Genomic DNA, 26,464 nt, shown 5'->3' with positions numbered 1-26,464 from the left:
CTGTCCGCATCTCCCAGGAGCACTCGATGGCCCTCAGGATCACTGTGATCGGCACCGGCTACCTCGGCGCCACCCACGCCGCGGCCATGGCGGAGCTCGGCTTCGAAGTGCTCGGCCTCGATGTGGTGCCCGAGAAGATCGAGATGCTCGGCAGCGGCAAGGTCCCGATGTACGAACCGGGACTGGAGGAGCTGCTCCGCAAGCACGTCGCGGGCATCGAGGGATCCACCGGACGGCTGCGCTTCACCACCTCGTGGGAAGAGGTCGGCGACTTCGGCGATGTCCACTTCGTCTGCGTGAACACCCCGCAGAAGCACGGCGAGTACGCCTGCGACATGTCCTACGTGGACGCCGCCTTCGAGTCGCTGGCTCCGCAACTGACCCGGCCCGCGCTGGTCGTCGGGAAGTCGACCGTGCCGGTGGGTTCCGCGGCCCGGCTCGCGGCGCGGCTGGCTGAGCTGGCACCGGTGGGGGCCGACGCGGAGCTGGCCTGGAACCCGGAGTTCCTGCGCGAGGGCTTCGCCGTGAAGGACACCCTGCACCCGGACCGGATCGTCGTCGGCGTGGAGAGCGAGCGCGCCGAGAAGGTGCTGCGCGACGTGTACGCGGTGCCGGTCGCGGAGGGGTCGCCGTTCGTGGTGACGGACTTCCCGACCGCCGAGCTGGTGAAGACCTCCGCCAACTCCTTCCTGGCGACCAAGATCTCGTTCATCAACGCGATGGCGGAGGTCTGCGAGGCCGCCGACGGCGATGTGGTGAAGCTGGCCGAGGCGATCGGTCACGACGAGCGGATCGGGGCCAAGTTCCTGCGGGCCGGGATCGGCTTCGGCGGCGGATGCCTGCCGAAGGACATCCGGGCCTTCATGGCGCGCGCCGGCGAGCTGGGTGCGGACCAGGCGCTGACCTTCCTGCGCGAGGTCGACTCGATCAACATGCGGCGCCGCGGCCACATGGTGGAGCTGGCCCGGGAGGCCGTGGGCGGGGAGACGTTCCTCGGCAAGCGGGTGGGTGTCCTCGGTGCGACGTTCAAGCCGGACTCGGACGACGTGCGTGACTCGCCCGCGCTGAACGTGGCCGGGCAGATCCACCTCCAGGGCGGCCAGGTCACCGTCTACGACCCGAAGGGCATGGACAACGCCCGGCGGCTCTTCCCGACCCTCGGGTACGCCGAGTCGGCGCTGGACGCCGTGCGCGGCGCCGATGTGGTGCTGCACCTGACGGAGTGGCGCGAGTTCCGCGAGCTGGACCCGGCGGCGCTGGGCGAGGCCGCCGCCCACCGGATCATCCTCGACGGCCGCAACGCGCTGGACAGCGCGCTGTGGCGCGAGGCGGGCTGGACGTTCCGCGCGATGGGCCGGCCCCGCGCCTGATCCCGCCGCCGGGGACGGCCTACCGGTCGAGCTCGTCGATCGTGGCCGCCGACGGGGGGCGGCGTAGCTGTGCCGCGCGCGCCGCGAACTCGGCGTCACGCATCACGCGCATTGCGTTCCCCCAGGTCAGCGCCGCGATATCGGCTTCCGACCAGTCCCGTTCCAGCAGTTCGGCGATCAGCTGCGGGTAGCGCGAGACGTCCGTCAGCCCGTCGGCGTGCGTCGCCCCCGTGTCGTACCCGGCGCCGAGACCGACACAGTCCGGGCCCGCCACCTCCCGTACGTGTTCCAGATGGTCGGCGACCTCGCGCAGTGCGGCGGCGGGGCCGCGGACCACCTGGTCGGCCGCGAAGCCGACCATGCACAGGCCGTTGTTGGAGCGCAGCAGCCGCAGGACGTCGTCGGGGACGTTGAGCGGGTGGTCGGTGAGTGCGCGGGCCGCCGAGTGGGAGAAGATCACCGGTGCCTTCGCGACCGCGAGCGTGCGGCGCATGGTGTCGAGCGAGGCTCCGGTGAGGTCGGCGAGGACGCCGAGCCGGTTCATCTCACGTACGACTTCATGGCCGAAGCGGGTGAGTCCGTCGCCCTGCGTGGTCCAGCTGGTGCCGCAGAGCGTGACACTGCGTACGCCGAGGGCGTGGTAGGCGCGCAGGGTGCCGAGCGAGTCGGCGAGGGCGTGGCCGGAGACGGGGCCGAGCAGCGCGGCGACGCGCCCGCAGTTGCGGGCGTCGGTCGTCTCGCCCGCGCCACGGGCCGCCCTCAGGGCCTCGGGGTACTCGGTGACGAGGGCGCGGACCTGGTCGATACGGTCGAGGGTCGTGCTGACGGCCCGGTCGCCCGCGGGGACCTGGAGGGACCAGAACTGGGCGCCGACGCGGCCCGCGCGCAGCCGGGGGACGTCGGTGTCCAGGGACCGTTCGCCCAGTTCGAGATCGCACCAGGGGACGGCGCGCAGGACCTGCGCCAGGCCGTTGTGGCCGTCGACGACGGGGTGGGCCGCCAGCAGCGCGCGGGCGCGTTCCAGGGGACCGGCCGGCGGCGATGCTTCGGGCTGCGGAGCCGACGGGGGCGTCGCTGGGGCCGATATGTGTGCGTACTGCGCGTCGAGGGTGCCGATCGCGGTGGCGGTGTCGGCTTCGTCCTGCAGGTCTGCCATGGGATGACTCCGTGATTCGGCGGCCGTACGGTCACCGTTTCACGTGCGGGCAGGGGGGTCGCGGCACGTTGCTGCGTTCGGGGCACGGGACGGGGAAGGCGGCCTCCCCCGTCCCGCGGACGTCAGGACGTAGCGGCGTCGAGTGCGCCGATCGTGGCGTGCGACGGGCCGCGCCGCGCACGCAGGTCGCGGGCGACGTCCTCGGCGTCGCGCAGCACCCGTACCGCGTTGCGCCAGGTGAGCTTGGCGAGGTCGGTGGCGGACCAGCCGCGGGCGAGGAGTTCGGCGATCAGGTTCGGGTATCCGGCGACGTCCTCCAGCCCTGCGGGGAGGAACGCGGTGCCGTCGTAGTCGCCGCCGATGCCGATGTGGTCGACCCCGGCGACCTCGCGCATGTGGTCGAGGTGGTCGGCGATCGTCGCCACGGTGGCCATCGGGCGCGGGTTGGCCTCGACGAAGGCGGCGTGGATCTTCATGGCCTGCGGGGTGGTGTCGAGATCGTGCAGGCCGTGGGCGCGCAGGTTGGCTCCGGCGGCGAGGGTCCACTCGACGGCTGCCGGGAGGACGAACTTCGGTACGAAGGTCGCCATGGCGATGCCGCCGTTGGCCGGGAGCTGGGCGAGGACGTCGTCGGGGATGTTGCGCGGGTGGTCGCAGATCGCCCGCGACGAGGAGTGCGAGAACATCACCGGCGCGGTGGAGGTGGCGAGCGCGTCGCGCATCGTCGTGGCCGCCACGTGGGAGAGGTCGACCAGCATGCCGGCCCGGTTCATCTCCCGTACGACCTCGTGGCCGAACGGCGAGAGTCCGCCGACGCCCGGTTCGTCGGTCGCGGAGTCCGCCCACGCGTTGTTGTCGTTGTGGGTGAGCGTCATGTAGCGGACGCCGAGTGCGTGCAGGGCGCGCAGGGTGCCCAGCGAGTTGTTGATGGAGTGGCCGCCCTCGGCACCCATCAGGGAGGCGATCCGGCCCTCGGCGCGGGCGGCCTCCATGTCGTCGGCGGTCAGCGCGCGCCTCAGGTCCGCCGGGTAGCGGTCGAGCAGCTCGGTGACCACGTCGATCTGTTCGAGGGTGGCGCTGACGGCGTCCTCGCCGGACATGTCGGACCGGACGTAGACGGACCAGAACTGGGCGCCCACGCCGCCGGCGCGCATCCGGCGGATGTCGGTGTGCAGGTGCGCCGACTGGTCGGTGCCGATGTCGCGGGCGTCCAGGTCGTAACCGACCTGTTCGCGCAGCGCCCAGGGCAGATCGTTGTGACCGTCGACGACCGGGTACTCGGCGAGGAGTTCCCCGGCCCGGACGAGGTGCTCCGAAGTGCCGTCCGCGATGTGGTCCGCGATCTGATCTGCCATGGTCGCCCGCTTCCTCTGCTTGCCGAAACCGAAGAGTCGCCTACTTGCCGAAACCGAAGGACTCGCTGCCCTCGACCTTGCTGCGCAGCCGCTTGCCCTTCTCCGTCGCCTGGTCGTTCAGCTCCTGCTGGAACTCCCGCATCCGGGCCAGCAGCTCGCTGTCGTGAGCGGCGAGGATACGGGCGGCGAGCAGGCCCGCGTTGCGGGCGCCGCCGACCGAGACGGTCGCGACGGGAACGCCGGCCGGCATCTGCACGATGGAGAGCAGGCTGTCCATGCCGTCGAGGTACTTCAGCGGCACCGGGACGCCGATGACGGGCAGCGGGGTGACGGAGGCGAGCATGCCGGGCAGGTGGGCGGCGCCGCCCGCACCCGCGATGATCGCCTTGAGGCCGCGGTCCGCGGCGTGCTCCCCGTACGCGATCATTTCGCGCGGCATGCGGTGGGCGGAGACGACGTCCACCTCGTAGCGGATCTCGAACTCGTCGAGGGCCTTGGCCGCTGCTTCCATGACGGGCCAGTCGGAGTCAGAGCCCATGACGATGCCGACGACCGGCGCGGTGGAGGCGGGGGAAGTCATTCGGTGATCGTTCCTCGCAGGTAGTCGGCCGCGTGCCGGGCGCGCTCGCGCACGTCCGCCAGATCGTCGCCGTAGGTGTTGACGTGACCGACCTTGCGGCCCGGCTTCACGTCCTTGCCGTACATGTGGATCTTGAGCTGCGGGTCACGGGCCATGCAGTGCAGGTACGCCTGGTACATGTCCGGGAAGTCGCCGCCGAGGACGTTGCACATGACCGTCCAGGTGGCCCGCGGGCGCGGGTCGCCGAGCGGCAGGTCGAGGACGGCCCGGACGTGGTTGGCGAACTGCGAGGTGATCGCGCCGTCCTGGGTCCAGTGTCCGGAGTTGTGCGGGCGCATCGCGAGCTCGTTGACCAGGATGCGGCCGTCGCGGGTCTCGAAGAGCTCCACGGCGAGGTGGCCGACGACACCGAGTTCGGCGCCGATCCGCAGGGCCAGCTGCTGGGCCTCGCCGGCGAGCTGTTCGCTCAGCTCGGGGGCCGGGGCGATGACCGTGTCACAGACACCGTCGACCTGGACGGACTCGACGACCGGGTACGCGACCGCCTGGCCGTGCGGCGAGCGGACGATGTTGGCGGCCAGCTCCCGTACGAAGTCGACCTTCTCCTCGGCGAGCACCGGCACACCGGCCCGGAAGGGTTCGGCCGCGTCCGCCTCGGAGCGGACCACCCAGACACCCTTGCCGTCGTAGCCGCCCCGAACCGTCTTCAGGATGACGGGGAAGCCGCCGGCCTCGGCGGCGAACGCCGCGGCGTCCGCGGGGTCCGTCACGATGCGGTGGCGGGGGCAGGGCGCGCCGATCTCGGTGAGCTTGGCGCGCATCACCCCCTTGTCCTGGGCGTGCACCAGGGCGTCGGGGCCGGGGCGCACGGGGATGCCCTCGGCCTCCAGGGCCCGCAGGTGCTCGGTGGGCACGTGCTCGTGATCGAAGGTGATCACGTCACAGCCGCGCGCGAAGGCACGCAGCGTGTCCAGGTCGCGATAGTCGCCGATGACGACTTCGCTCACCACCTGGGCCGCAGAGTCCTGAGGGGTGTCACTGAGGAGCTTGAACTTGATGCCGAGGGGGATACCCGCCTCGTGGGTCATACGGGCGAGCTGACCGCCACCGACCATGCCGACTACCGGGAACGTCACACCTCCAGGGTATCGGGCGTCCCGGGGACGACCGGACGATCCCCCCGTACATGCGGTGGCGGAAGGATTCATGTCACATCAGGATCGATGTCACAGGCCTGGCTCTGTTCTGACTTTGGACAGCAGTTGTTCAGCAACTGCCTCGCGGACGGAGCCACAGGCCGCCGTGGCCGCGCGAATGTTCACAGGTCGCTCACGGATGGGCTCGATAACATGGCCGGATCGACGCAATCCACGGACGGGGCTGAGCGATCACCATGAGCGAACGGGGCGCACTACGGACCCGGCTGGATCTGCTGGCCCGGGAGGTCGCGAAGTTCGGCGCGGTCGGCGCACTGGGCCTGCTGGTCAATGTCGCGGCCTTCAATCTGCTGCGGCACACCACGGACCTCCAGGTGGTGCGGGCCAGTGTGCTGGCCACGTTCGTCGCGATCGTCTTCAACTACCTGGGTTTCCGCTACTGGACGTACCGCGACCGCGACAAGACCGGGCGGACCCGGGAGCTGACGCTGTTCGTGCTGTTCAGCGCCGTGGGAGCGGTGATCGAGAACGGTCTGCTGTACATGGCGACGTACGGGTTCGGGTGGAACAGCCCGGTCCAGAGCAATGTCTTCAAGATCCTCGGGATCGGGATCGCGACGCTCTTCCGGTTCTGGTCCTACCGAAGCTGGGTGTTCAAGGCGCTGCCTGCCAAAGAGATGGCAGCGGTACGTGGCGCCGAGGGCGTGGTGGCGCAGGGAGGCGCGTCGCCCGCGGAGCAGACGCCGGCGGAGCCGGTGCGACGCTGAGCCGCCAGGGTGAGCGCGGTGGCCGCCGTGCCCGCGAGCGCGGTGCGCAGCCGGCGTAGCCCGTCCCGGCCCGGCCGAAGCGGGGTCTCGGGGTCTCGGGGTCAGCGGACCGGGCGTTCCGGTTCCTGCAGGGTCAGGGCGACCCGGCTGAGGAACAGCGCGAAGACCGCCGGTTGCAGCTGGAGCAGTTCCAGGCGGCCGCCGTCCGCCTCGGCCAGATCCCGGGCGACCGCGAGGCCGATACCGGTGGAGTTGCGGCCGCTGATCGTCCGCTCGAAGATCCGGGCACCCAGGTCGGGCGGGACGCCGGCGCCTTCGTCCGTCACCTCGATGACCGCCTGGTTGCCGGTGACCCGGGTGCGCAGCGCCACCGTGCCGCCGCCGTGCATCAGCGAGTTCTCGATCAGCGCCGCCAGCACCTGGGCGACCGCGCCCGGTGTGCCGACGGCCCGCAGGCCCTGTTTGCCGGAGCGGACGACGGCCCGGCCCTCACCGCGGTAGGCCGGGCGCCACTCCTCGATCTGCTGCTTGACGACCTCGTCGAGGTCGAAGACGACCGCCGAACCGGTGCGCGGGTCGCGGGCGTTGGTCAGCAGCCGTTCCACCACGTCGGTGAGCCGCTCGACCTGGGTGAGGGCGATGTTCGCCTCCTCCTTCACCGTGTCCAGGTCATCGGTGACGGAGATCTCCTCGATCCGCATGGAGAGCGCGGTCAGCGGGGTGCGGAGCTGGTGGGAGGCATCGGCGGCGAGCCGGCGCTCCGCGGTCAGCATCCGGGCGATCCGTTCGGCCGAGGAGTCGAGGACGTCCGCGACCCGGTCCAGTTCCGGCACTCCGTACCGTTTATGGCGCGGGCGCGGGTCCCCTGAGCCCAGACGTTCCGCGGTCTCGGCGAGGTCGGTGAGCGGCGAGGTGAGCCTGTTCGCCTGGCGTACGGCGAGGAGCACCGCGGAGACGATCGCGAGGAGCGCCACCGCGCCGATGATCATCAGCGTGCGCCCGACCTCGCGGGTGACGGCGGTACTGGACTCCTCGACGGTGACCTTCTCGCCCTGCTCCCCCTTCGCCGTGCTGCTGATCACGCTGCCGGTGGGTCGGGTACCGACCTCGATGGGGGCGCGGCCGGGGATCTTGACCAGGGCGTACCGGTTGCGGTCGACCTGCTCCGCCAGCACCGCGGGGTTGACCCGTTCCGCCCCGAGGAGCCGGCTCTCGACCACGCTGATCAGACGCAGCGCCTCGGAGTCGACGCTCTCCTGGGCGCTGTTGCTGATGGTGCGGGTCTCGACGATGACGAGGGAGATGCCGAATACGGCGATCACCACGAGCACCACGGCGAGCGTGGAGTTGATCAGTCGGCGGCGCATGACTGTTTCTGTACGTCAGCTCTTCTCGAACCGGAAGCCGACGCCCCGGACGGTCGCGATGTAACGGGGGTTGGCCGCGTCGTCCCCGAGCTTCTTGCGGAGCCAGGAGATGTGCATGTCGAGCGTCTTCGTCGACGACCACCAGGTGGTGTCCCAGACCTCGCGCATCAGCTGGTCACGGGTGACGACCCGGCCCGCGTCGCGGACCAGGACCCGCAGCAGGTCGAACTCCTTCGCGGTGAGCTGGAGCTCCTCGTCGCCCATCCAGGCACGGTGCGACTCGACGTCGATCCGTACGCCGTGGGTGGCGGGCTGCGGGGCGGGGTCGGTGGCACCGCGCCGCAGCAGTGCCCGGACCCGGGCGAGGAGCTCGGCCAGGCGGAAGGGCTTGGTGACGTAGTCGTCGGCTCCGGCGTCCAGACCGACGACGGTGTCCACCTCGTCGGCGCGGGCGGTCAGCACCAGGATCGGCACGGCGTGGCCTTCGGCGCGCAGCCTCCGGGCCACTTCGAGGCCGTCCATCCCGGGCAGACCCAGGTCGAGCACGACCAGGTCGATGCCGCCCTGAAGGCCTGCGTCGAGAGCGGTCGGACCGTCTTCACGGACCTCGACCTCGTAACCCTCCCGACGCAGGGCGCGGGCCAGTGGCTCCGAGATGGATGCGTCGTCCTCGGCGAGCAGTACACGGGTCATGCAGTGATGGTAGTCCGCATGGGGCAGCTGCCGTGAGGTGATCCACAAGCCCTGCGGCTCGGCACCCCAGCCAGAGGGAGACCTTGGAATGTGCGACTCTGGTTGCACCCGGACCTGTGATCCATCTCTCAAGTCCATTTAAATCATCCACCATCGTGTCGTATGGTGACTCAACGCCTGTTGCACTATTCAAGGACCTTTGGGCAGCTTTGAGCGCCAAAGGCCTCTTTCATATGCGGGCTGGTACCCGCCAGCCTTGAACTCAGTGAATGACCTGTGGCCGGGCCCGGAACGCGAGGATGCGCACCGGGCGTGGATCCCGATGCAGCTGGCCCCCGGACTCCGGAACCCATCCCGCACGACGTGCGGGCCCGGAGCGAATCCCTTCCCAGGCGTGAAGGGTGGGGCCTTTGCCGCAGCGGTGCCGGCCTCCCCCCACCGGGCGCGTCACGCTCACAAGGCGTCGCGTCCCGAGCAAGCAAGGATCGACCATGGCGTCCAGCCTGACGAAGGACTCCGCCAGCATGTCTGGCGCCGAGAAGACCTTCTTCGGCCACCCCCGCGGCCTGGCCACTCTCTTCATGACCGAGATGTGGGAGCGTTTCAGCTACTACGGCATGAGGGCCCTGCTCCCCCTCTATCTGATCGCCCCCGACGGCCTTCACATGAACCCCGCCACGGCCACGGCGATCTACTCGGTCTACGTGTCGCTGGTGTACCTGCTCGCCATGCCCGGTGGCTGGTTCGGTGACCGCGTCTGGGGCCCCCGCAAGACGGTCGCCGTAGCCGGTGCGGTCATCATGGTCGGCCACCTGACGCTGGCGCTGCCCATGCAGGGCACGTTCTTCGCCGGTCTCGGCCTGGTCGCCATAGGCTCCGGCCTGCTGAAGTCCAACATCTCGACGATGGTCGGCCACCTCTACGACGGCCCGGACGACGCGCGCCGCGACGGTGGCTTCACGATCTTCTACATGGGGATCAACGTGGGCGCCTTCGCCGCCCCGCTGGCCATCGGCACCATCGGTGAGAACGTCAACTGGCACCTGGGCTTCGCGCTCGCCGCGGCCGGCATGGGACTGGGTCTCCTCCAGTACATGCTCGGCACCCGCCACCTGAACGAGCGCAGCCACATCGTCCCGAAGCCGCTGTCGGCCGCCGAGCGCGCCAGCACGCTGCGCAAGGGCATGATCTGGCTGGCCATCGCGGCCGTCTTCTACATCATCACGGTCGTCACCGGTGTCTACACGCTCAACTGGATCCTGGTCCCGATCACCGTCGCGGGTCTGGTCATTCCGGTGATGGTCCTGGTGCGCATCAAGCGCGACAAGGACCTCAACGTCACCGAGCAGTCGAAGATGTCCGGCTACATCTGGTTCTTCGTCGCCGCGGCCATCTTCTGGATGATCTACGACCAGGGTGGATCGACGATGGCGATCTTCGCCGACTCGTCGGCCGACAACAGCATCATGGGCTGGAACTTCCCGGTCTCCTGGTACCAGTCGGTCAACCCGGTCCTGATCATGGCGCTGGCCCCGGTCTTCGCCGCCTTCTGGCTGGCCCTGAACCGTCGCGGCAAGGAGCCGAGCACCATCGTGAAGTTCAGCTCCGGTCTGGTGCTGGTCGGTGCGTCGTTCTTCCTCTTCCTGATGCCGCTGACGATCGCCACCGACGGCCACAAGGCCGCCGCGATGTGGCTGGTCGCGATCTACTTCGTGCAGACCGTCGCCGAGCTGACGCTGTCCCCGGTCGGACTCTCCGTCACCACGAAGATGGCTCCGGCCAAGTACGCGAGCCAGATGATGGGTGTCTGGTTCCTGGCCGTCACCGCCGGTGACTGCACCACGGGTCTGCTCTCCATCGCGGGGATCGACCTCAACGGCACCGGTGTGGTCACTCTGCAGGCCGCTCTCGCGGTCGCCGCGGGTGTCGCGATCTTCATGTACCGCAACAAGGTCAAGCAGCTCATGGGCGACGTGCGCTGACGATCTGATCCGCTCGCCGGGCCGCTGCACCGCATCGTCGGTGCAGCGGCCCTTCGCGTTCTCCCGGTACGGTGCACAGCTCGCCGGGGCCGGGACGGGCCGGGGTCCCGACCCGCGCCGGTCAAGGGGCCCGGGACGGTGCGGAACGCACTCGTCCGCGGCGCCCTCGGGGAAACCGGGGCGGGGGTACGGAACGGGAACGTGGGCGGGGGTACGGAACGGGAGTACGGAGCGGGGGCACCTGCCGGATCGGCGTCCTGCCCAGCCGGATTCCGGATTCCTGCCGGCCGGCATCGGGGCAGAGTCGAGGCGGGGCCTCGGAGCACGAGCCCGGCCGGTCCGGGTCCTGACGGGTGACGCCGCGGGCCCGTCGAGCTCCTGCCGGGTCGCGCCGCCGGAGAATCGGGTGATGCCGAGCGGAGCTCAGGACGCCACGGGAACCGGCCCGGGAGGTACGGAGGCGGATCCTGGGCCCTGGAACCGCATGGTCCGGCCACGTGGGGCCGACAGCCGCTACGCGGGCGCGGCCAGCTCCGCCCAGACGGTCTTGCCTGGCTCACCGGGCACCCGCAGGACGCCCCAGTCCAGGCAGAGCCGCTGGACGATGAACATGCCGTGCCCCCCGGGCCGTCCCGCCCGGTGCGGGGTGCGCGGCGCGGGCTGCCCCGCACCGCTGTCGACGACCTCGACGCGCAGCACCTTCGACGTGCAGCCGATGCGCAGCTCGTCGGGTCCTCCCGCGTGCAGGCAGGCGTTGGTGACCAGTTCGGAGACGACCAGCAGGACGTCCTCGGCAGCGGCACGCCGGTCGGCGCCGGCCGCAGGGAGCCAGCCCCAGTCGTGGAGAGCCTGGCGGGCGAAATCGCGGGCCGTCGGCACGATGCCGATCGCCTGCCGCAGGGGCAGCGTGCGCCACTGCCGCCCGGCCGGCTCGGCGGAGGGTGCGTGGGCGTCGTCGCCCGCGCCCTCCGGCTCGCGGCCGAGGTCGCCCGGCGGATGCTGCCGGGTGGTGCTCATCAGCGCTTCACCTCACCGATTCACCATGTCGCCATCGAACAGTTACAAGTACAGCTGCCGATACAGGTATCGACCACATTCAGAGTGTGCAGGCCTCGCAGGTCACGAGGGGGTCGCCGGGGTGTCTCCTGCCCGGCCGAATCGTGACAACACCCACTTCGCCTACGCGAATCCCGTGACACGGGCAACGGCAGGGGCGGGCGGGGCGGCGGCAGCGGCCACGATCAGGTGTCCAGCGCCGATTCCAGGGAGTCGTGGACGGTGAAAACCGCCTCGGCCCCGGTGATCTCGAAGACACGCGCCACCACCGGCAGCATTCCGGCCAAATGGACCCCTCCCCCGGCCGCCTCAGCCTTGAGGCGGGCACCGAGCAGCACATTGAGCCCGGTGGAATCGCAGAATTCGAGTCGCGAACAGTCGACCACCAAACGGGGCCGCCCCTGCTCGACCGCGCTCTCCAAGGGCTCGCGGAGCAGATCGGCCGTGTGGTGATCCAGCTCACCCACCGGCGTCACGACTTCACTGCGCCCTTCGGTCCGGACCTCGACCTGAAGTCGACCCCGGTTCGCACTGCCGACCGTCTGGCGGTCCATGCCCGTCCCTCTTCACCGTTTCGTCACTGCCCGCGTCACCGCGCACGTCACTGTGTGTCACTGCGCGTGCGGTTGCGTGTATAGCCGTCGCTGACGTGCCTGAAACATTACGCGTTCCGTGCGCCACGCGGTAGCCGAAGACCTCAACAAACCGGACATATAGCATCAATTGGTGGTTGTAACTGCCCGTCCGGACCGGGTAAGGGTAGAGGGACACCCGAAACACGACCGGCTTTGGAGGCGCCGCTTCACCGCAGGAACACGTATGGGCATCGGCAGCCATATGCCGAGAACGATGGAGGAGACCATGTCACCCCGGCTCGACGAATCGCGTACCCACGTTGCGACGTCAGTATGTCCTCAGGGACTGACCGAATCAGACTCCCCTGCCACGGGCGCCGTACCCGGCCCGCGCGCAAGCAGTACCAGTGACAACAGCAGAAGCGGCAGAAGTGACGGGCTCGAAGGACTGCCCGAGATCCCGCCGTACGACGAAGTGGCCCCGCTGGATGCCAGGGCCCTGTCGAAGACGCTCTTCGCGCGGCTCGAGTCCCTCGAGGAGGGCACCCACGAGTACGCGTACGTACGCAACACGCTCGTCGAACTGAACCTGGCCCTGGTCAAGTTCGCCGCCTCCCGGTTCCGCTCCCGCAGCGAGCCGATGGAGGACATCATCCAGGTCGGCACCATCGGCCTGATCAAGGCGATCGACCGGTTCGAGCTGAGCCGGGGCGTCGAGTTCCCGACCTTCGCGATGCCGACCATCGTCGGCGAGATCAAACGGTTCTTCCGCGACACCAGTTGGTCCGTGCGGGTCCCCCGCAGGCTTCAGGAGCTCCGGCTCGACCTGGCCAGGGCGGGCGACGAACTCGCGCAGCAGCTGGACCGGGCGCCGACCGTGGACGAACTCTCCGAGCGCCTCGGAATCACCCGCGACGAGGTCGTCGAGGGCATGGCCGCGAGCAACGCGTACACCGCGAGCTCGCTCGACGCCAAGCCCACGGAGGACGAGACCGAGAGCGCGCTGGCGGACCGGATCGGCTACGAGGACAACGGACTCGAAGGCATCGAGTACGTCGAGTCCCTGAAGCCGCTGATCGCCTCGCTGCCCGGCCGCGACCGCACGATCCTCTCGCTGCGCTTCGTCGCCAACATGACGCAGTCCGAGATCGGCGAGGAGCTCGGCATCTCCCAGATGCACGTCTCCCGGCTGCTCTCCCGGACGCTGGTCAAGCTCAGGAAGGGCCTGACGCTGGACGAGTGATTCCGGACGTGCCGTGCCCCACGGCGTCTTCTGCGGAAGGACCTGACCCGGCAACGGGGGCAGGTCCTTCCGCATTGTCGAGGGGGTGCCACGCACACGGGGCGGCGCCGGAAAAGTGCTCAGAGCACCTGCTCGCCGCGCCGCCAGACCGCGCTGACCAGCGGGACGCCCGGCCGGTAGGCGAGATGGACGTGGCTGGGGGCGTCGAGGAGGACCAGGTCGGCGCGGGCACCCGGGGCGATGCGGCCGACGTCCGTGCGGCGCAGGGCCGCCGCGCCGCCCGCGGTGGCGGACCAGACGGCCTCGTCGGGGGTCATCCCCATGTCGCGTACGGCGAGGGCGATGCAGAAGGGCATGGAGGAGGTGAACGACGAGCCCGGGTTGCAGTCCGTGGAGAGTGCGACGGTGGCGCCCGCGTCGAGGAGGCGGCGGGCGTCCGGCCAGTCGGCGCGGGTGGAGAACTCGGCGCCCGGAAGGAGCGTGGCGACGGTGCCGCCCTGGGCGAGGGCGTCGACGTCCGCGTCGGTCAGGTGGGTGCAGTGGTCGGCGGAGGCCGCGTCCAGCTCGACGGCCAGCTGGACCCCGGGGCCGTGGCCGAGCTGGTTGGCGTGGACGCGCGGGTGCAGGCCCCTGGCCAGACCCGCGGTCAGGATCGCGCGTGCCTGGTCGCCGTCGAACGCGCCCTTCTCGCAGAACACGTCGACCCAACGGGCGTACGGGGCACAGGCGTCGAGCATCGGTCCGGTGGCCAGGGCGACGTACCCGGCGGGATCGTCGGCGTACTCCGGGGGCACGACGTGCGCGCCGAGGTAGGTGACCTCGTCGGTGTGGCGGGCGGCGATGCGCAGGGCGCGGGCCTCGTCCTCGACGGTGAGCCCGTAGCCGGACTTCGTCTCGAACGTGGTGGTGCCCTGGCGGAGCGCCTCGGTCAGATAGCGGCCCACGTTGGCGGAGAGCTCGTCGTCGGTGGCGGCTCGGGTGGCGGCGACGGTGGTGCGGATGCCGCCCGCGGTGTAAGGGCGGCCGGACATCCGGGCGTTGAACTCCGCGGTGCGGTCTCCCGCGAAGACGAGGTGCGAGTGGGAGTCGACGAACCCCGGGATCATCGCTCGGCCGCCCGCGTCGACGGCGTTGTCGGTGGCGGGTGCTTTGCTTGACTCACCGGTCCAGACGACCCGGTCGCCCTCGATGACGACGGCCGCGTCCAGGATCAGGCCCAGGGGGGAATCGTCACCGGGGGAGGGGGCGTTGGTGACCAGACTGGCGATGTTGGTGATGGCGGTCGTCGTCATCGGGGGGCTGCTCTCCTTGCGGGGGTCCGGGGTCAGCCGTGCAGGGCGGCGATGGCCGAGGCGAGTGCTGCGGGGACGTCTTCGACGAGCGCGTGGTGTCCGTCGCGGACGATGTGACGGCCCGCCACGACCGTGTGGCGGACATCGGCCGCGGAGGCGGCGAATACGACGGCTTCGGCGGCCAGCCGCGGCACCGGCCCCGCTGTTCTGACGGAGTCCAGGGCGACGGTGGTGAAGTCGGCGAGGGCGCCCGGTTCGAGGGTGCCCGCGTCGGGGCGGCCCAGTGCGGTGTGCCCGTCCGCGGTGGCGGCGCGCAGCAGCGCGGCCGCGGTCCAGTGGCCCCGGGTGTGGGTGCGCAGGCGCTCGTTGAGCTCCATCGCGCGGGCCTCTTCGAAGAGGTCGATCACGGCGTGGCTGTCGCTGCCGAGGGAGAGCGGCGAGCCCGCGCGCTGAAGGGCGACTGCGGGGCCGATGCCGTCGGCGAGATCGCGTTCGGTGGTGGGGCACATGCAGGTGCCGGTGGCCGAGACGCCCAGCAGCGCGATGTCCGCGTCGCTCAGGTGGGTGTTGTGGACACCGGTGGTGCGCGGGCCGAGGACCCCGTGGTCGGCGAGGAGCCGGGTCGGGGAGCAGCCGTGCGCGGCCTGGCATGCCTCATTCTCCGCGGTCTGCTCGGAGAGGTGGACGTGGAGGGGCGCCTGTCGTTCCTCGGCCCACTTCGCCACGGTCGCGAGCTGCCCGGCGGGCACCGCGCGTACGGAGTGGACGGCGGCACCGATCAGGGCGTGGTCGCTGTCCTTGAGGAGCGAGGCGCGTTCGGCCCAGGCCTCGGCAGTGGTGTCGGAGAACCGCTGTTGGTGCTGGTCGGGCTGCTCGTACCGGCCGGGCCGCTGCCCGAATCCCGCGGCGAGATAGGCGGTGTCCAGCAGGGTGATACGGATGCCGGCCGCGTCGGCGGCGGCGATCAGGGCCTCGCCCATCGCGTTCGGGTCGTTGTACCGGACTCCGCCCGGCGCATGGTGCAGATAGTGGAACTCACCGACCGCGGTGATGCCGGCCGACGCCATCTCGGCGTACACCGCACGGGCGAGGTCGTAGTACGTCTCGGGGGTGAGCCGCGAAGCGACCTGGTACATGAGTTCGCGCCAGGTCCAGAAGGTGCCGGAGCCGACCTGGACGGTGGAGCGCAGGGCGCGGTGGAAGGCGTGCGAGTGGGTGTTGGCGAGGCCGGGCAGGGTGAGTCCGCGCAGCACCGTGGCGCCGGGCGGCGGGGCGTCGACGCCGGTGCGGACACCGGAGATCCGCCCGTCGGCGACGTCCATGGTGACGCCCGGCTCGACGTGGGTGCCGAGCCAGGCGTGGGACAGCCAGTACGTCGCGGTGGCGTGGTTCCCCGTCCCACGCTGCCCCGTCGGTGTCGTTGTCAGCTGCACGCGAGACCTTCCAGTACGTCGGCGAGTGCGGTCACCCCGGCAGTGCAGTCGTCCTCGGCGGCGTGTTCGGCCGGCGAGTGCGAGATTCCGGTGGGGTTCCGTACGAACAGCATGGCGGTAGGGACCGAAGCGGACAAAATACCCGCGTCGTGCCCGGCGCCGGTGCCGAGGACGGGTACGGCGCGCCCCGCGTCGCTCCCGCCCCGGCCCAGGAGGATCTTGCCGAGTTCGTCACGCAGGGCGTGCTGGAACTCCACGACCGGGGTGAAGGACTCGCGTACGACATCGAGGTCGATGCCCGCCCGCCCGGCGTGCTCCCGGGCGGCCCGTTCGATGCCGGTGACGACGGCATCGAGGGTGTCCTGGTCGGCGGCGCGCGAATCGAGCCAGCCGCGGACCAGGGAGGGGATGGCGTTGACGCCGTTGGGTTCCACGGCGATCTTGCCGAACGTCGCCAGGGCGCCGGTGAGTTCCGCCTCGCGGCGGGCGGCCAGCACGGTCTCGGCGTACGTGAGCATCGGGTCGCGCCGGTCGACGAGCCGGGTGGTGCCCGCATGGTTGGCCTCGCCCCGGAAGTCGAACCGCCAGCGGCCGTGCGGCCAGATCGCCGAGGCGATACCGACCGGGTCGCCGGTGAGGTCGAGGGAGCGCCCCTGTTCCACATGGAGCTCGACGTACGCACCGATCCGGGCCAGCCGTTCGGGGTCCGGGCCGATGGCGTCGGGGTCGTACCCGGCCGCCTCCATGGCCTGCGGCAGCGTGGTGCCGTCACCGTCGCGGAGCAGGTGCGCCTTCTCGGCGGTCAGCTGTCCTGCGGCGAGCCGGGACCCGACGCAGGCGAGCCCGAAGCGGGCCCCTTCCTCGTCCCCGAAGTTGGTGATGGCGAACGGCCGGGTGAACTCCGCTCCCCTGCGGCGGAGTTCGTCGAGCGCGGCGAAGGAGGAGACCACACCGAGCGGCCCGTCGAAGGCGCCTCCGTCGGGCACCGAGTCGAGATGCGACCCGGTGACGACGGCGTCGTCACCGAGCGGGTCCCCGAGCCAGGCCCACTGGTTCCCGTTGCGGTCGACCTCGTAACCGAGCCTGCGGGCTTCGGCCTGCGCCCGGAACCAGTCCCGGCAGTCGGCGTCGGCGTCGGTCCAGGCGTAGCGCCGGTATCCGCCGGTCCCGGAGTTCCGGCCGATGGGCGCGAGCTCGCGCCACATGTCCTGGAAGGAGACCCCCGGGCCGCCGCCCTCTACCGGGACCGTCACTGCCCCTCCGTCATGGGAACCCGCACGCCCTTGTCCGCGGCAACGGACTCCGCGATGTCGTACCCGGCGTCGACGTGCCGGATGACGCCCATGCCCGGGTCGTTCGTCAGCACCCGGCGGATCTTCTCGCCCGCCAGCTTCGTCCCGTCGGCGACGGTCACCTGTCCCGCGTGGATGGAGCGCCCCATCCCGACTCCGCCACCGTGGTGGATGGAGACCCAGGAGGCCCCGGACGCCACGTTGACCATGGCGTTCAGCAGCGGCCAGTCGGCGATCGCGTCGGATCCGTCGAGCATCGCCTCGGTCTCGCGGTAGGGGGACGCCACCGAGCCGCAGTCCAGGTGGTCGCGGCCGATCGCCAGCGGCGCGGCCAGCTCGCCGGAGGCCACCATGTCGTTGAACCGCTCACCGGCGCGGTCCCGCTCGCCGTAGCCGAGCCAGCAGATCCGTGCGGGCAGGCCCTGGAAGTGGACGCGCTCACCGGCCATCTTGATCCACCGGTGCAGCGACTCGTTCTCCGGGAAGAGTTCGAGCATCGCCTTGTCGGTCTTGTGGATGTCCGACGCCTCGCCGGAGAGCGCGGCCCACCGGAACGGGCCCTTGCCCTCGCAGAACAGCGGCCGGATGTAAGCGGGGACGAACCCGGGGAAGTCGAACGCCCGGTCGTAGCCCGCGAGCCGGGCCTCGCCGCGGATCGAGTTGCCGTAGTCGAAGACCTCGGCCCCGGCGTCCATGAAGCCGACCATCGCCTCGACGTGATTGGCCATCGCCTCGCGCGCCCGCTGCGTGAAGTCGGCGGGCTTCTCGGCGGCGTACGCGGCCATGTCGTCGAAGTCGACGCCGATCGGGAGGTACGCGAGCGGGTCGTGCGCGCTGGTCTGGTCGGTGACGATGTCGATCGGGGCGCCCTCGGCGAGCATCCGGGGCAGCAGCTCCGCCGCGTTGCCGAGCAGTCCGATGGAGAGCGGCCGGCGGGCGTCACGCGCCTCGACGGCGAGCTGGAGCGCGTGCTCCAGCGAGTCGGCGCGCACGTCCAGGTAACGGTGTTCGATGCGGCGCTCGATGGCGCGCGGGTCGCAGTCGATGCAGATCGCGACGCCGTCGTTCATCGTCACGGCGAGCGGCTGGGCGCCGCCCATGCCGCCGAGTCCGGCGGTCAGCGTGATCGTCCCGGCCAGCGTCCCGCCGAACTTCTTCGCGGCGACGGCGGCGAACGTCTCGTACGTGCCCTGCAGGATGCCCTGGGTACCGATGTAGATCCACGAACCGGCCGTCATCTGGCCGTACATGGTGAGTCCGAGCGCCTCCAGGCGGCGGAACTCCTCCCAGTTCGCCCAGTCTCCCACCAGGTTGGAGTTGGCGATCAGGACGCGCGGCGCCCACTCGTGGGTCTGCATGACGCCGACCGGCCGGCCGGACTGGACGAGCATCGTCTCGTCCTGCTTGAGCGTCTGCAGCGTGCGCACCATCGCGTCGAACGAGCGCCAGTCGCGGGCCGCCTTGCCGGTGCCGCCGTAGACGACGAGCTTGTCGGGGTGCTCGGCGACCTCGGGGTCGAGGTTGTTCTGCAGCATGCGGAGAGCGGCTTCCTGCTGCCATCCCAGGGCGCTCAGTTCGGTACCGCGCGGTGCCCGTACGGGGCGGGGTCCTGACATGACAATGCCTCCTCGCGACTGTGATGCTTCTATTCACATCCTGGTCGTCTGAATACTTGTAGTCAACAGGCACGCCCCAAAGACTCACCTGCAAGACTCGAGACAGCACCGAACCCGGACAGAACATGGCAGGAGCGGCAGCGGGTCGGGCAGTTTCCGACCGAGTGCCCGCATGTACCAGCGGAAAATGCCAGAACTCCCACCTGGGGCGAGCACGTTGCGTAGCCTCGGCATCACAGCCGCACGTCAGGTCGGGAGGGAATCCGCGTGCCCGGAATCGACGAGTGCCTGCTCGAAGTCATGAGGCTGCCCGGTGCCCGCGGCGCCGCGGTGGTCGACTGGACGAGCGGTCTCGCCCTCGGCACCATCGGCGACTCGCCCAACGGTGATCACGAGGCGACCGCAGCCGAGACGGCCGAGGTGGCGAGGATGGCGGCGGAGCAGCCCGCGTTCGCCCTCCCGGCCCTCGATCCGTCCGGCGACAGGGCCGTGACAGGCAGGGGTACGGCTCCGTCGGTGGAGGACGTCATCGTCACCACCGGCGGCGGCTACCACATCCTCCGCTTCGTCGAGACGGCCTTCGACAGCAGCGTCTTCCTGCATCTGTGGCTGGACCGCGCCGAGGGCAACCTCGCGCTCGCCCGGATACGGCTGGGCGAGATGGCGGAGCGGCTGGTCCTGGCATGAGAACCGCCACCGTGCCCATGAGCACGGCTCCCGCCCTCTCCCCCATGCTCCAGCGCCTCGCAGCCGAACGCGCCACCGGCGCCCTGATGCGCGACCACGGCACGCTCTATCTCGCCGACGGGCAGGTCGTGCATGCCGAGAGCCCCGCGACACCCGGTATCGACATCCTGCTCACCGCGAGCGGCGCCCTGCACCGCGACGGCTGGTGGGACGCGGTCGCCCAGGCGGGCGCCGGACAGCGGGTCGGCCGCTACCTGGTCGACAGCGGGCGGATCCCCGGCGGCGCGCTGGAACTGTGCCACCTCGGCGCGTTGTACGACGCCGCGTTCTTCGCACTCGCCCCCACCCGGAGCCCGGCCCGGTTCCGTTACGGCGTATCGCACTGGATCGGCCCCGTGCACCCCGTCCCCGTCGACGCCGTGCAGCGCGAGACGCTCCGGCGCCAGGAACTGCTGGACCGGATCTGGCCCGACGCGGTGACGGACAGCGCCCCTCTCGCGCGGGCACCGCACCCCCTGGACGCCCCCGTCCCGCCACGCCAGCGCCGGGTGCTCGACCTGGTGGACGGGGTACGCACGGCGACGGACATCGCACAGCACCTGGGCCGCTCGGCGTTCCACATCCTCGTCGACCTGAGACGGCTGACGGCCGCCGGCCTGGTCGAAGCGGTGCGGCAGGCGCCGGACGGGTCCGCCACCGCGCCCGGCCGGATCACGCTCCCCGAGGTAACGGCCGACCCCGACGTCGCCCTGCTGCGCCGGCTCAGAGACGCATTGGAGGCCCTGTGATACGCGCGCTCAGACAGCGTGCCGGGAGGAGACAGCTGATGGTTCCCGAGGCCGAAGTGCAGGACGTCCTGGTCGAACTCCAGCGGCTACGGGCCCGGGTGCCGCTCCTCGCCGGCGCGCTGGCGGCCAGCACCGACGGCCTCGTACTGGCCCAGGACACCCCGGGCGTGGAGGCGGAGGGCGTCGCCGCACTCACCGCGGCCGCACTCGGTGTCGCGCTCCGGCTGGCGGAGGCGACCGGCCGGGGCGGCTTCCGCGAACTGCTCGTACGCGGCGAGGCCGGCTACATCGCCACGTACGCCGCGGGCTCCTCCGCCGTCCTCACGCTTCTGGCCGAGGACCGGATCAACGTCGGCCGGCTCCATCTGGAGGGCCGCCGGGCAGGCACCCGCATCGGCGAACTGGTCGACGCCGCCCTGGAACGCACCGTCCAGGCCACGCCCACGCCCCGCCCTCCGGGCCCACGCGTCTCACCTCCCGGACCGCTCCCGCACCGCACGTGATGCGAAGCGCCACCCGCACCACTCCACTCCACCAGTAGCAGAGCCGGCCGCCACGGCCGGTCGAGAAAGGAAACGAGTACTCATGGCCAACACCGAAACGTCACTCAAGGAAGCGATGACGTCCATCGAGGGCACCCTCGGTGTCGCGCTCGTCGACTACACCAGCGGAATGGCGCTGGGCACCCTCGGCGGCGGCAAGGACTTCAACCTCGATGTCGCCGCCGCGGGCAACACAGACGTCGTACGTGCCAAACTCCGCACCATGGAGCATCTCGGCCTCAAGGACGAGATCGAGGACATCCTGATCACCCTCAGCGGTCAGTACCACCTGATCCGGCTGCTCAAGGCCCGGGGAACCAACGGTCTCTTCCTCTACCTGGTGCTGGACTCGGCCCGTGCCAACCTCGCGATGGCCCGCCACCAGCTGAAGCGGATCGAAGCCGAGTTGGAAGTCTGACCTCCGGCTGCCCGGGACATCCCGAGGAGGGCTCGGACAGGACTCAGGGGAGACCTAGCGACGCCGCGCCCCACCCGGCGCGGCGTCGCCGGCCGCGGGCCCGGTCGTCCGGTACGCCGCGACCTGCTTGCCGGCGGGCCGCCCCTTCTCCACCCAGTCGGTCCGTACCCAGTACAGGACGTCGTTCTTCCGCTCGCGCTGCCCGATCCGGACGGCCTTGGCCCAGAGCCCCGCTCCCGCGCCCGCGAGCATCAGCCCACCGGCGCCGGGCAGCAGGAACCCGACGGCGAGAGCCACGGCAAACCCGCCCAGCAACCACCACCGGTGCCCTCGCCGCCAGTTGCGTACGGTCACGGCCCGGTCCTGGAGGACGTCGGTGCGCCCAGCACGGGTGCCGGCCCCGGCCAACTCCGCATACCTGCCCCCGCGTACGAGCGCCACCACGACCGCGGTGACCAGGAAGAGCGCGGCTCCGGTGAGCAGTCCGATCCGCCGGCCGGTGAGCCCCGGGGCCAGCGCGCCGACGGCCGCGGCGAGCAGCCCAGGCCACCACAGCGGTACGGCTCCGGCCCGTACGATCACGGCCACTCTCGCCAGCGACTGCGCTCCGCGCCCCACGTCCGTACCCCTCTCGACGGCCTTCGACGGTGATTCCGCGGGCGCAGATTAATGGCCGTATCTGAGCAGCGTCTGAGAAAACGGCGCAGCAGGTGCGGCGCCCGTCCGTCCACCCGGCGGCCCACCGCCCGTGCCCGGCCGGGTCACTCCACGAACAGCCCGCGCGCCGCCGCGCGTGCGTCGAATTCCTCCAGTCGCGCCTGTGCGTCGGGCAGGCCGTCGCACATCGCCTCCAGCAGCACCCGCCCGAGCAGCATCGGCGCACAGGCCGTGTCGAAGGCGAGCCCGGTGCCGACGGCAGCCGGAATCAGCAGATCGCTGTGTCGGGCCACCGGCGCGAACGCCGAGTCGGCGACCGACACCACCGTCAGCCCCTGCTCCTGGGCGTACGCGAGCGCGTCCACGACCTCCTTCGGATGGCGCGGCAGCGCGAAGCAGACCAGCGCACTCGCCCCCGCCCGGCGGACCGCGTCGATCCGGTCGTGCAGCATGCTGCCCCCCTCGTCGAGCACCCGTACATCCGGGTGGACCTTGGCGGCGAAGTAACCGAAGCCGCGGGCCTGCGAGGAGGCGGCGCGCAGTCCCAGTACGGGCAGCGGGCGCGAGGCGGCGAGCAACCGCCCCGCCCGCTCGACCGGAGTGGGGTCGGCGAGCAGCTCGGCGAGGTGCTGCAGGTTCTCGATCTCGGCGCGGACGGCCTGCTGGTATTCGTTGTACGTGTCGGCGGCGGGGTCCGTGCTTCCCTCCGCGGGTCCGGGGGCGACGTCCCGCAGATGCTTGCGCAGCGCCGGATACCCGTCGAAGCCGAGCGCGACGGCGAACCGGGTGACGGACGGCTGGCTGACTCCGGCCATCTCGGCCAGTTCGACGCTCGACAGGAACGGCACGTCCGCGGCCCGCCGCACCATCGAGTGCGCGATCCGCCGCTGGGTGGGCGTGAGCCGGTGCCCCTCGAAGAGCTGCTGCAACCGAGCGGCCGGGCTGCTCATGCTGTCCCCCTTGTGCTGGTGAGTCCGGTGTCCCGGAGATCGGTGTTCCACAGTTCCGTGCAGCGGTCGAGCAGCTCCCCTGCCGCCGTCCTCACATCATCGGTGAGCGGCCGGTCCGCGAACTCGCTTTCGAGCAGGGAATCGGCGATCGCGAATGCCCGCCCGACCGGAAGATCCGGATCGGGCCTCAGGTCGCGCAGCCGCAACGCCCTCACGGCCGATACGAGTTCGCAGGCGACGACCTGCCGGTAGGCGCCGCACACGCGGAGCGTCTGGCGGGCGGCGAGCGAGGCGAAACTCGCCTGCTCCTCGACGCCCCGGGACAGCACGGCATGCCCGAGGGAGGCGGGCGCGGCGAACGCCCGCAGATCACCGAGGGCGGCCCCGGCCGCGTACTCGAGGATCATCACGCCCGAGGACGCGGGCTCACCGTCGGCGAGGAAGGGCCGAAGCCGGGTGAAGGAGGGCTCGTTGAGCGCCGAGAGCCGGGAGGTGGAGAGCCGGGCGACCTGCACGACGGCCAGCCTGAAGTGGTCGAGCGCCAGGGCGAGTTGCGCCAGGTAGAAGCCGCCGTGGTGGTAGGCGGCGGGACTGTCGTTGAGACCGGCGTCCGGGCGGATCAACGGGTTCTCGGCGGCGGCGTTGATCTCGACGGCGAGCACGCGTTCGAGCGCGTCGGCGGCGTCCTGCGCGGGCCCGTGGATCTGCGGCAGACAGCGGAAGCCGTACGGGTCCTGGATCCGCCCGAGCGGGGGTCCCGGGCGTTCGGGCGCGCCGAGCAGCTGCCGCATCCGCGCCGCGACCTGGTACGAACCGGGGTGCGGGCGGGCGGCGTGGACCGGTTCCGCGTACGCCTCGTAGGACCCGTCGACCGCGAGCAGCGAGAGCGCGGCGACCGCCTCGGTGGCGGTGACGAGCCGGCGCAGCTCGTCGAGGGCGAGGGCGGCCTGGCCCAGGGTGAGGGCGTTGCTGCTGATCAGGGCGAGCGCGTCGTTGTTGTCGAGCGGCTGGGGTTCGGGGGCGGCACCGGGCCCCTGCCAGGGGTGCTCCCCGGCGAGTGCGAGACCGACCTGCGCAAGGGCGGCGATGTCACCGGTGCCGACCGAACCGAACTCGTTGACCACCGGGTGCGCCCCCGCCTCCAGCGCCTCGCAGAGCGCGGTGACGACGGTGGGCCGCAGTCCGGCGCCGCCCGCGAGCAGCTGGTTGGCGCGCACGGCGAGCATGGCGCGGACCTCACGGGCGGGCAGCGGTTCGCCGATGGCCCCGGCGTGGCTGCGCAGCAGGCGCAGCCCGTGGTCGGCGGCGGCCTCGGTCGGGACCTCTTCGTTCCGGTTGGCGCCGACTCCGGTGGACCGCCCGTACACCCGCCCGGTCGCGGCGAGCTCACGGGCGGCCGCCCAGGACCGGTCGACACGTTTCATCGCCTCGACCCCGGGCACCGGGCGGGCGGTGCCGCGGGCGATCCGGACGATGTCGGCGACCGGGAGGGTCTCGCCGTCGAGTTCGACGACGGAGACGGCATGGTCCGTGGCCCACCCGCCGAAGGGCGAGGAGTCCATCATGTGGGACGACATCATGCGTGAATCCTCCTCATTCAGACACTGGGTCTCGCCTCTCGGGCTTCCGTAACCAGTGTTTTACCCCGAGGCATTGACAACCTATTCAGTCAACAAGAACTCTGCATGACTATATGCAGCCGGGGCAAGGGACGACTGATGATCAAATTCGACGCAGTGAACAAGCGCTTCCCGAACGGCACGACAGCGGTTCATGAGCTCAGCCTCACCATGCCGGAGGGCGGCATCACCGTCCTGGTCGGTTCGTCCGGCTGCGGCAAGACCACCACCCTCAGAATGATCAACAGGATGGTCGACCCGAGCTCCGGCACGATCACGCTCGGCGGCAGGAACATCCTCGAAGCGGACGCCGCCGAGCTCCGCCGGGGCATCGGCTACGTCATCCAGCAGGCCGGGCTCTTTCCGCACCGCACGGTCCTCGACAACATCGCCACGGTGCCGCTGCTGCTCGGGCACGGCCGCAAGCGCGCCCGGGCCCGCGCGGCCGAGCTGCTGGAGACGGTCGGGCTGCCGACCGGGGCCGGCGGGCGCTACCCGCACCAGCTCTCCGGCGGTCAGCAGCAGCGCGTCGGTGTCGCCCGTGCGCTGGCCGCCGATCCGCCGGTGCTGCTCATGGACGAGCCGTTCGGCGCCGTCGACCCCGTCGTACGGACCCAGCTCCAGGACGAACTGCTCCGCCTCCAGCAGGAGCTGAACAAGACCATCGTCTTCGTCACGCACGACATCGACGAGGCGGTACGGCTCGGCGACCGGATCGCCGTCTTCCGCACCGGCGGTCATCTCGTGCAGTGCGCGCCACCCGCCGAACTGCTCGCCCGCCCGGCCGACGACTTCGTCGCCGACTTCCTGGGCGCCGAACGCGGCCTCAAACTCCTCTCGTTGAGCACCCTCGGGGATCTTCCCCGGCAGCCGGCGACGACGGTACGGGCCGACGAACCCGCCCCCGCCGGGCGCACCGACTGGCAGCTGGTCGTCTCCGCGGGGGGCGAACCCCTCGGCTGGCTCGACCCGGCAGCCGCCCCGCAGGCCCGGGCGGGTGACGCGCCGCTGCTGCCCGTACGGCCGCTGCGTGACACGGACTCGCTGCTCTCCGCGCTGAACGAGTCGGTCGCCTCGCCGGCCGGGCTCATAGCCCGGGTCGACGACGCGGGCCTACTGACCGGGGTCACCGCCCGCGAGGCCGTGCACGCCCGGGCGGGCGCCGCCCACACCGCGGCGGTCGCACCCGCCGGGCCCGCGCCGGTCCCGGCCGGAAAGAGCGGCGCATGACCATCGAATGGCCGTGGATCTCCGACCACGCCGGCGACCTCGTCGCCCTGACCGTCTCCCATCTCCAGGCCGCCCTGACCGCTGTGCTCCTCGGCCTGCTGATCTCGCTCCCGCTGGCGGTCATCGCCCACCGGGTGCGCCCGCTGCGCGGCTTCCTGCTGGGCCTGTCGAACGTCCTGTTCACGATCCCGTCCATCGCGGTCTTCGTGCTCCTGCTGCCGGTCTCCGGCCTCACCCGCACCACCACGGTGATCGGCCTGACCGTCTACACACTCGTCGTGCTCCTGCGGAACACCGTCGAGGGCCTGGACTCCGTCCCGGCGCGCACCAGGGAAGCCGCCAAGGCGATGGGCACCCGCCCGCTGCGCATCCTGCTCACCGTCGAGCTCCCTCTCGCCCTCCCCGTGATCATGGCGGGCGTCCGGATCGCGACGGTCATGTCGATCTCGCTGGTCAGCGTCGCCACGTACATCGGCGACGGCGGTCTCGGCCAGCTCTTCACCGACGGGTTCCAGCGCAACTTCCCGACCCCGGTGGTCGTCGGAATCGTGCTGACCCTGCTGCTCGCACTGGTCGCTGACGCGCTGCTGGTCGCCGTGCAGTACGCGCTCACCCCCTGGAAGCGGAAGAGGGCCTGAC

General features: G+C 71.0%; 25 protein-coding genes. 10 read left to right on the top strand and 15 right to left on the bottom strand.

All coding sequences use genetic code 11. The features are described 5' to 3' along the window. The first annotated feature begins 26 nt into the window (after positions 1 to 26). The gene (locus ACFVXE_RS06765) at positions 27 to 1,370 is read left to right on the top strand and encodes a UDP-glucose dehydrogenase family protein (protein ID WP_389669837.1); all 1,344 of its coding nucleotides are present in this window, start codon (positions 27 to 29) and stop codon (positions 1,368 to 1,370) included. Between the two features lie 19 nt (positions 1,371 to 1,389). Here the strand turns inward: ACFVXE_RS06765 and ACFVXE_RS06760 are convergent, their stop codons facing one another. The 4 genes from ACFVXE_RS06760 to ACFVXE_RS06745 form a co-directional block, all read right to left on the bottom strand. Next, the gene (locus tag ACFVXE_RS06760) at positions 1,390 to 2,526 is read right to left on the bottom strand and encodes a dipeptidase (protein WP_389669835.1); all 1,137 of its coding nucleotides are present in this window, start codon (positions 2,524 to 2,526) and stop codon (positions 1,390 to 1,392) included. A gap of 122 nt (positions 2,527 to 2,648) precedes the next feature. Beyond that, on the bottom strand, positions 2,649 to 3,881 hold the full coding sequence (locus ACFVXE_RS06755; RefSeq protein ID WP_389669833.1) for a dipeptidase: 1,233 nt from the start codon (positions 3,879 to 3,881) through the stop codon (positions 2,649 to 2,651). A gap of 40 nt (positions 3,882 to 3,921) precedes the next feature. Then, positions 3,922 to 4,461 (bottom strand): 5-(carboxyamino)imidazole ribonucleotide mutase, encoded by a 540-nt coding sequence (gene purE / locus ACFVXE_RS06750; RefSeq protein WP_389669831.1) that lies wholly within the window; start codon positions 4,459 to 4,461, stop codon positions 3,922 to 3,924. After that, positions 4,458 to 5,597 (bottom strand): 5-(carboxyamino)imidazole ribonucleotide synthase, encoded by a 1,140-nt coding sequence (locus ACFVXE_RS06745; RefSeq protein WP_389669829.1) that lies wholly within the window; start codon positions 5,595 to 5,597, stop codon positions 4,458 to 4,460. The genes purE and ACFVXE_RS06745 overlap by 4 nt, the downstream gene beginning before the upstream one ends. Positions 5,598 to 5,854: 257 nt before the next feature. Between ACFVXE_RS06745 and ACFVXE_RS06740 the strand changes: the two genes are divergently transcribed. Beyond that, positions 5,855 to 6,385 carry a GtrA family protein gene (locus ACFVXE_RS06740; RefSeq protein ID WP_389669827.1) on the top strand — a complete coding sequence of 177 codons (531 nt, stop codon included), beginning with the start codon at positions 5,855 to 5,857 and terminating at the stop codon, positions 6,383 to 6,385. 101 nt (positions 6,386 to 6,486) lie between these two features. Here ACFVXE_RS06740 and ACFVXE_RS06735 read toward each other — a convergent pair whose 3' ends face one another. Continuing rightward, positions 6,487 to 7,752 carry an ATP-binding protein gene (locus tag ACFVXE_RS06735; RefSeq protein ID WP_389669825.1) on the bottom strand — a complete coding sequence of 422 codons (1,266 nt, stop codon included), beginning with the start codon at positions 7,750 to 7,752 and terminating at the stop codon, positions 6,487 to 6,489. Between the two features lie 15 nt (positions 7,753 to 7,767). After that, on the bottom strand, positions 7,768 to 8,445 hold the full coding sequence (locus ACFVXE_RS06730; protein ID WP_389669823.1) for a response regulator transcription factor: 678 nt from the start codon (positions 8,443 to 8,445) through the stop codon (positions 7,768 to 7,770). A 491-nt stretch (positions 8,446 to 8,936) separates the two neighbouring features. Here ACFVXE_RS06730 and ACFVXE_RS06725 point away from each other — a divergent pair, with 491 nt between their 5' ends. After that, positions 8,937 to 10,427: an oligopeptide:H+ symporter gene (locus ACFVXE_RS06725; protein WP_389669821.1), complete on the top strand. Its 1,491-nt coding sequence runs from the start codon at positions 8,937 to 8,939 to the stop codon at positions 10,425 to 10,427. A gap of 513 nt (positions 10,428 to 10,940) precedes the next feature. On the opposite strand, the gene ACFVXE_RS06720 is transcribed toward ACFVXE_RS06725, so the two are convergent. Together ACFVXE_RS06720 and ACFVXE_RS06715 are read right to left on the bottom strand one after the other, a co-directional pair. Beyond that, complete coding sequence (locus ACFVXE_RS06720; RefSeq protein ID WP_389669819.1) at positions 10,941 to 11,444, bottom strand: ATP-binding protein; 504 nt, start codon at positions 11,442 to 11,444, stop codon at positions 10,941 to 10,943. Between the two features lie 224 nt (positions 11,445 to 11,668). Next, positions 11,669 to 12,037 (bottom strand): STAS domain-containing protein, encoded by a 369-nt coding sequence (locus ACFVXE_RS06715; RefSeq protein ID WP_389669817.1) that lies wholly within the window; start codon positions 12,035 to 12,037, stop codon positions 11,669 to 11,671. 307 nt (positions 12,038 to 12,344) lie between these two features. On the opposite strand from ACFVXE_RS06715, the gene ACFVXE_RS06710 reads away from it, so the two are divergent. Continuing rightward, positions 12,345 to 13,301 carry an RNA polymerase sigma factor SigF gene (locus ACFVXE_RS06710; protein WP_389669915.1) on the top strand — a complete coding sequence of 319 codons (957 nt, stop codon included), beginning with the start codon at positions 12,345 to 12,347 and terminating at the stop codon, positions 13,299 to 13,301. Between the two features lie 119 nt (positions 13,302 to 13,420). Here ACFVXE_RS06710 and hutI read toward each other — a convergent pair whose 3' ends face one another. The 4 genes from hutI to hutU are packed head-to-tail and all read right to left on the bottom strand — an operon-like array spanning position 13,421 to position 18,934. Beyond that, positions 13,421 to 14,593, bottom strand: coding sequence for an imidazolonepropionase (gene hutI / locus ACFVXE_RS06705; RefSeq protein WP_389669815.1), 1,173 nt, complete (start codon positions 14,591 to 14,593; stop codon positions 13,421 to 13,423). A 32-nt stretch (positions 14,594 to 14,625) separates the two neighbouring features. After that, positions 14,626 to 16,026, bottom strand: coding sequence for a formimidoylglutamate deiminase (locus ACFVXE_RS06700; protein WP_389669812.1), 1,401 nt, complete (start codon positions 16,024 to 16,026; stop codon positions 14,626 to 14,628). After that, the gene (locus ACFVXE_RS06695; protein ID WP_389669913.1) at positions 16,017 to 17,231 is read right to left on the bottom strand and encodes an allantoate amidohydrolase; all 1,215 of its coding nucleotides are present in this window, start codon (positions 17,229 to 17,231) and stop codon (positions 16,017 to 16,019) included. Before ACFVXE_RS06695 ends, ACFVXE_RS06700 begins: the two co-directional genes overlap by 10 nt. A 44-nt stretch (positions 17,232 to 17,275) precedes the next feature. Further along, positions 17,276 to 18,934, bottom strand: coding sequence for a urocanate hydratase (hutU, locus tag ACFVXE_RS06690; protein WP_389669810.1), 1,659 nt, complete (start codon positions 18,932 to 18,934; stop codon positions 17,276 to 17,278). Positions 18,935 to 19,201: 267 nt separating this feature from the next. Here hutU and ACFVXE_RS06685 point away from each other — a divergent pair, with 267 nt between their 5' ends. From ACFVXE_RS06685 to ACFVXE_RS06670, 4 genes are all read left to right on the top strand, one after another. Next, entirely contained in the window at positions 19,202 to 19,621 is a 420-nt protein-coding gene (locus ACFVXE_RS06685; protein WP_389669808.1) for a hypothetical protein, read from the top strand. Continuing rightward, positions 19,618 to 20,409, top strand: coding sequence for a winged helix-turn-helix domain-containing protein (locus ACFVXE_RS06680; RefSeq protein ID WP_389669806.1), 792 nt, complete (start codon positions 19,618 to 19,620; stop codon positions 20,407 to 20,409). The genes ACFVXE_RS06685 and ACFVXE_RS06680 overlap by 4 nt, the downstream gene beginning before the upstream one ends. 38 nt (positions 20,410 to 20,447) lie before the next feature. Then, a complete protein-coding gene (locus ACFVXE_RS06675) occupies positions 20,448 to 20,912 on the top strand; it encodes a roadblock/LC7 domain-containing protein (RefSeq protein ID WP_389669804.1) in 465 nt (154 codons plus the stop codon). 82 nt (positions 20,913 to 20,994) lie between these two features. Beyond that, positions 20,995 to 21,369 (top strand): hypothetical protein, encoded by a 375-nt coding sequence (locus tag ACFVXE_RS06670; RefSeq protein ID WP_389669802.1) that lies wholly within the window; start codon positions 20,995 to 20,997, stop codon positions 21,367 to 21,369. A 54-nt stretch (positions 21,370 to 21,423) separates the two neighbouring features. Here the strand turns inward: ACFVXE_RS06670 and ACFVXE_RS06665 are convergent, their stop codons facing one another. From ACFVXE_RS06665 to ACFVXE_RS06655, 3 genes are all read right to left on the bottom strand, one after another. Beyond that, on the bottom strand, positions 21,424 to 21,987 hold the full coding sequence (locus ACFVXE_RS06665; RefSeq protein WP_389669800.1) for a hypothetical protein: 564 nt from the start codon (positions 21,985 to 21,987) through the stop codon (positions 21,424 to 21,426). Positions 21,988 to 22,130: 143 nt separating this feature from the next. Beyond that, on the bottom strand, positions 22,131 to 22,976 hold the full coding sequence (locus ACFVXE_RS06660) for a MurR/RpiR family transcriptional regulator (RefSeq protein WP_389669798.1): 846 nt from the start codon (positions 22,974 to 22,976) through the stop codon (positions 22,131 to 22,133). Further along, positions 22,973 to 24,553 (bottom strand): aromatic amino acid ammonia-lyase, encoded by a 1,581-nt coding sequence (locus ACFVXE_RS06655; protein ID WP_389669911.1) that lies wholly within the window; start codon positions 24,551 to 24,553, stop codon positions 22,973 to 22,975. The genes ACFVXE_RS06660 and ACFVXE_RS06655 overlap by 4 nt, the downstream gene beginning before the upstream one ends. Positions 24,554 to 24,694: 141 nt before the next feature. On the opposite strand from ACFVXE_RS06655, the gene ACFVXE_RS06650 reads away from it, so the two are divergent. Further along, a complete protein-coding gene (locus ACFVXE_RS06650) occupies positions 24,695 to 25,825 on the top strand; it encodes an ABC transporter ATP-binding protein (RefSeq protein WP_389669909.1) in 1,131 nt (376 codons plus the stop codon). Beyond that, complete coding sequence (locus ACFVXE_RS06645) at positions 25,822 to 26,463, top strand: ABC transporter permease (protein WP_389669796.1); 642 nt, start codon at positions 25,822 to 25,824, stop codon at positions 26,461 to 26,463. The genes ACFVXE_RS06650 and ACFVXE_RS06645 overlap by 4 nt, the downstream gene beginning before the upstream one ends. Position 26,464 lies beyond the last annotated feature (1 nt).

It is taken from the genome of Streptomyces sp. NPDC058231 (genome assembly GCF_042882275.1).
Taxonomy (GTDB): Bacteria; Actinomycetota; Actinomycetes; order Streptomycetales; family Streptomycetaceae; genus Streptomyces.
This window is presented reverse-complemented; position numbering and strand designations above follow the sequence as displayed.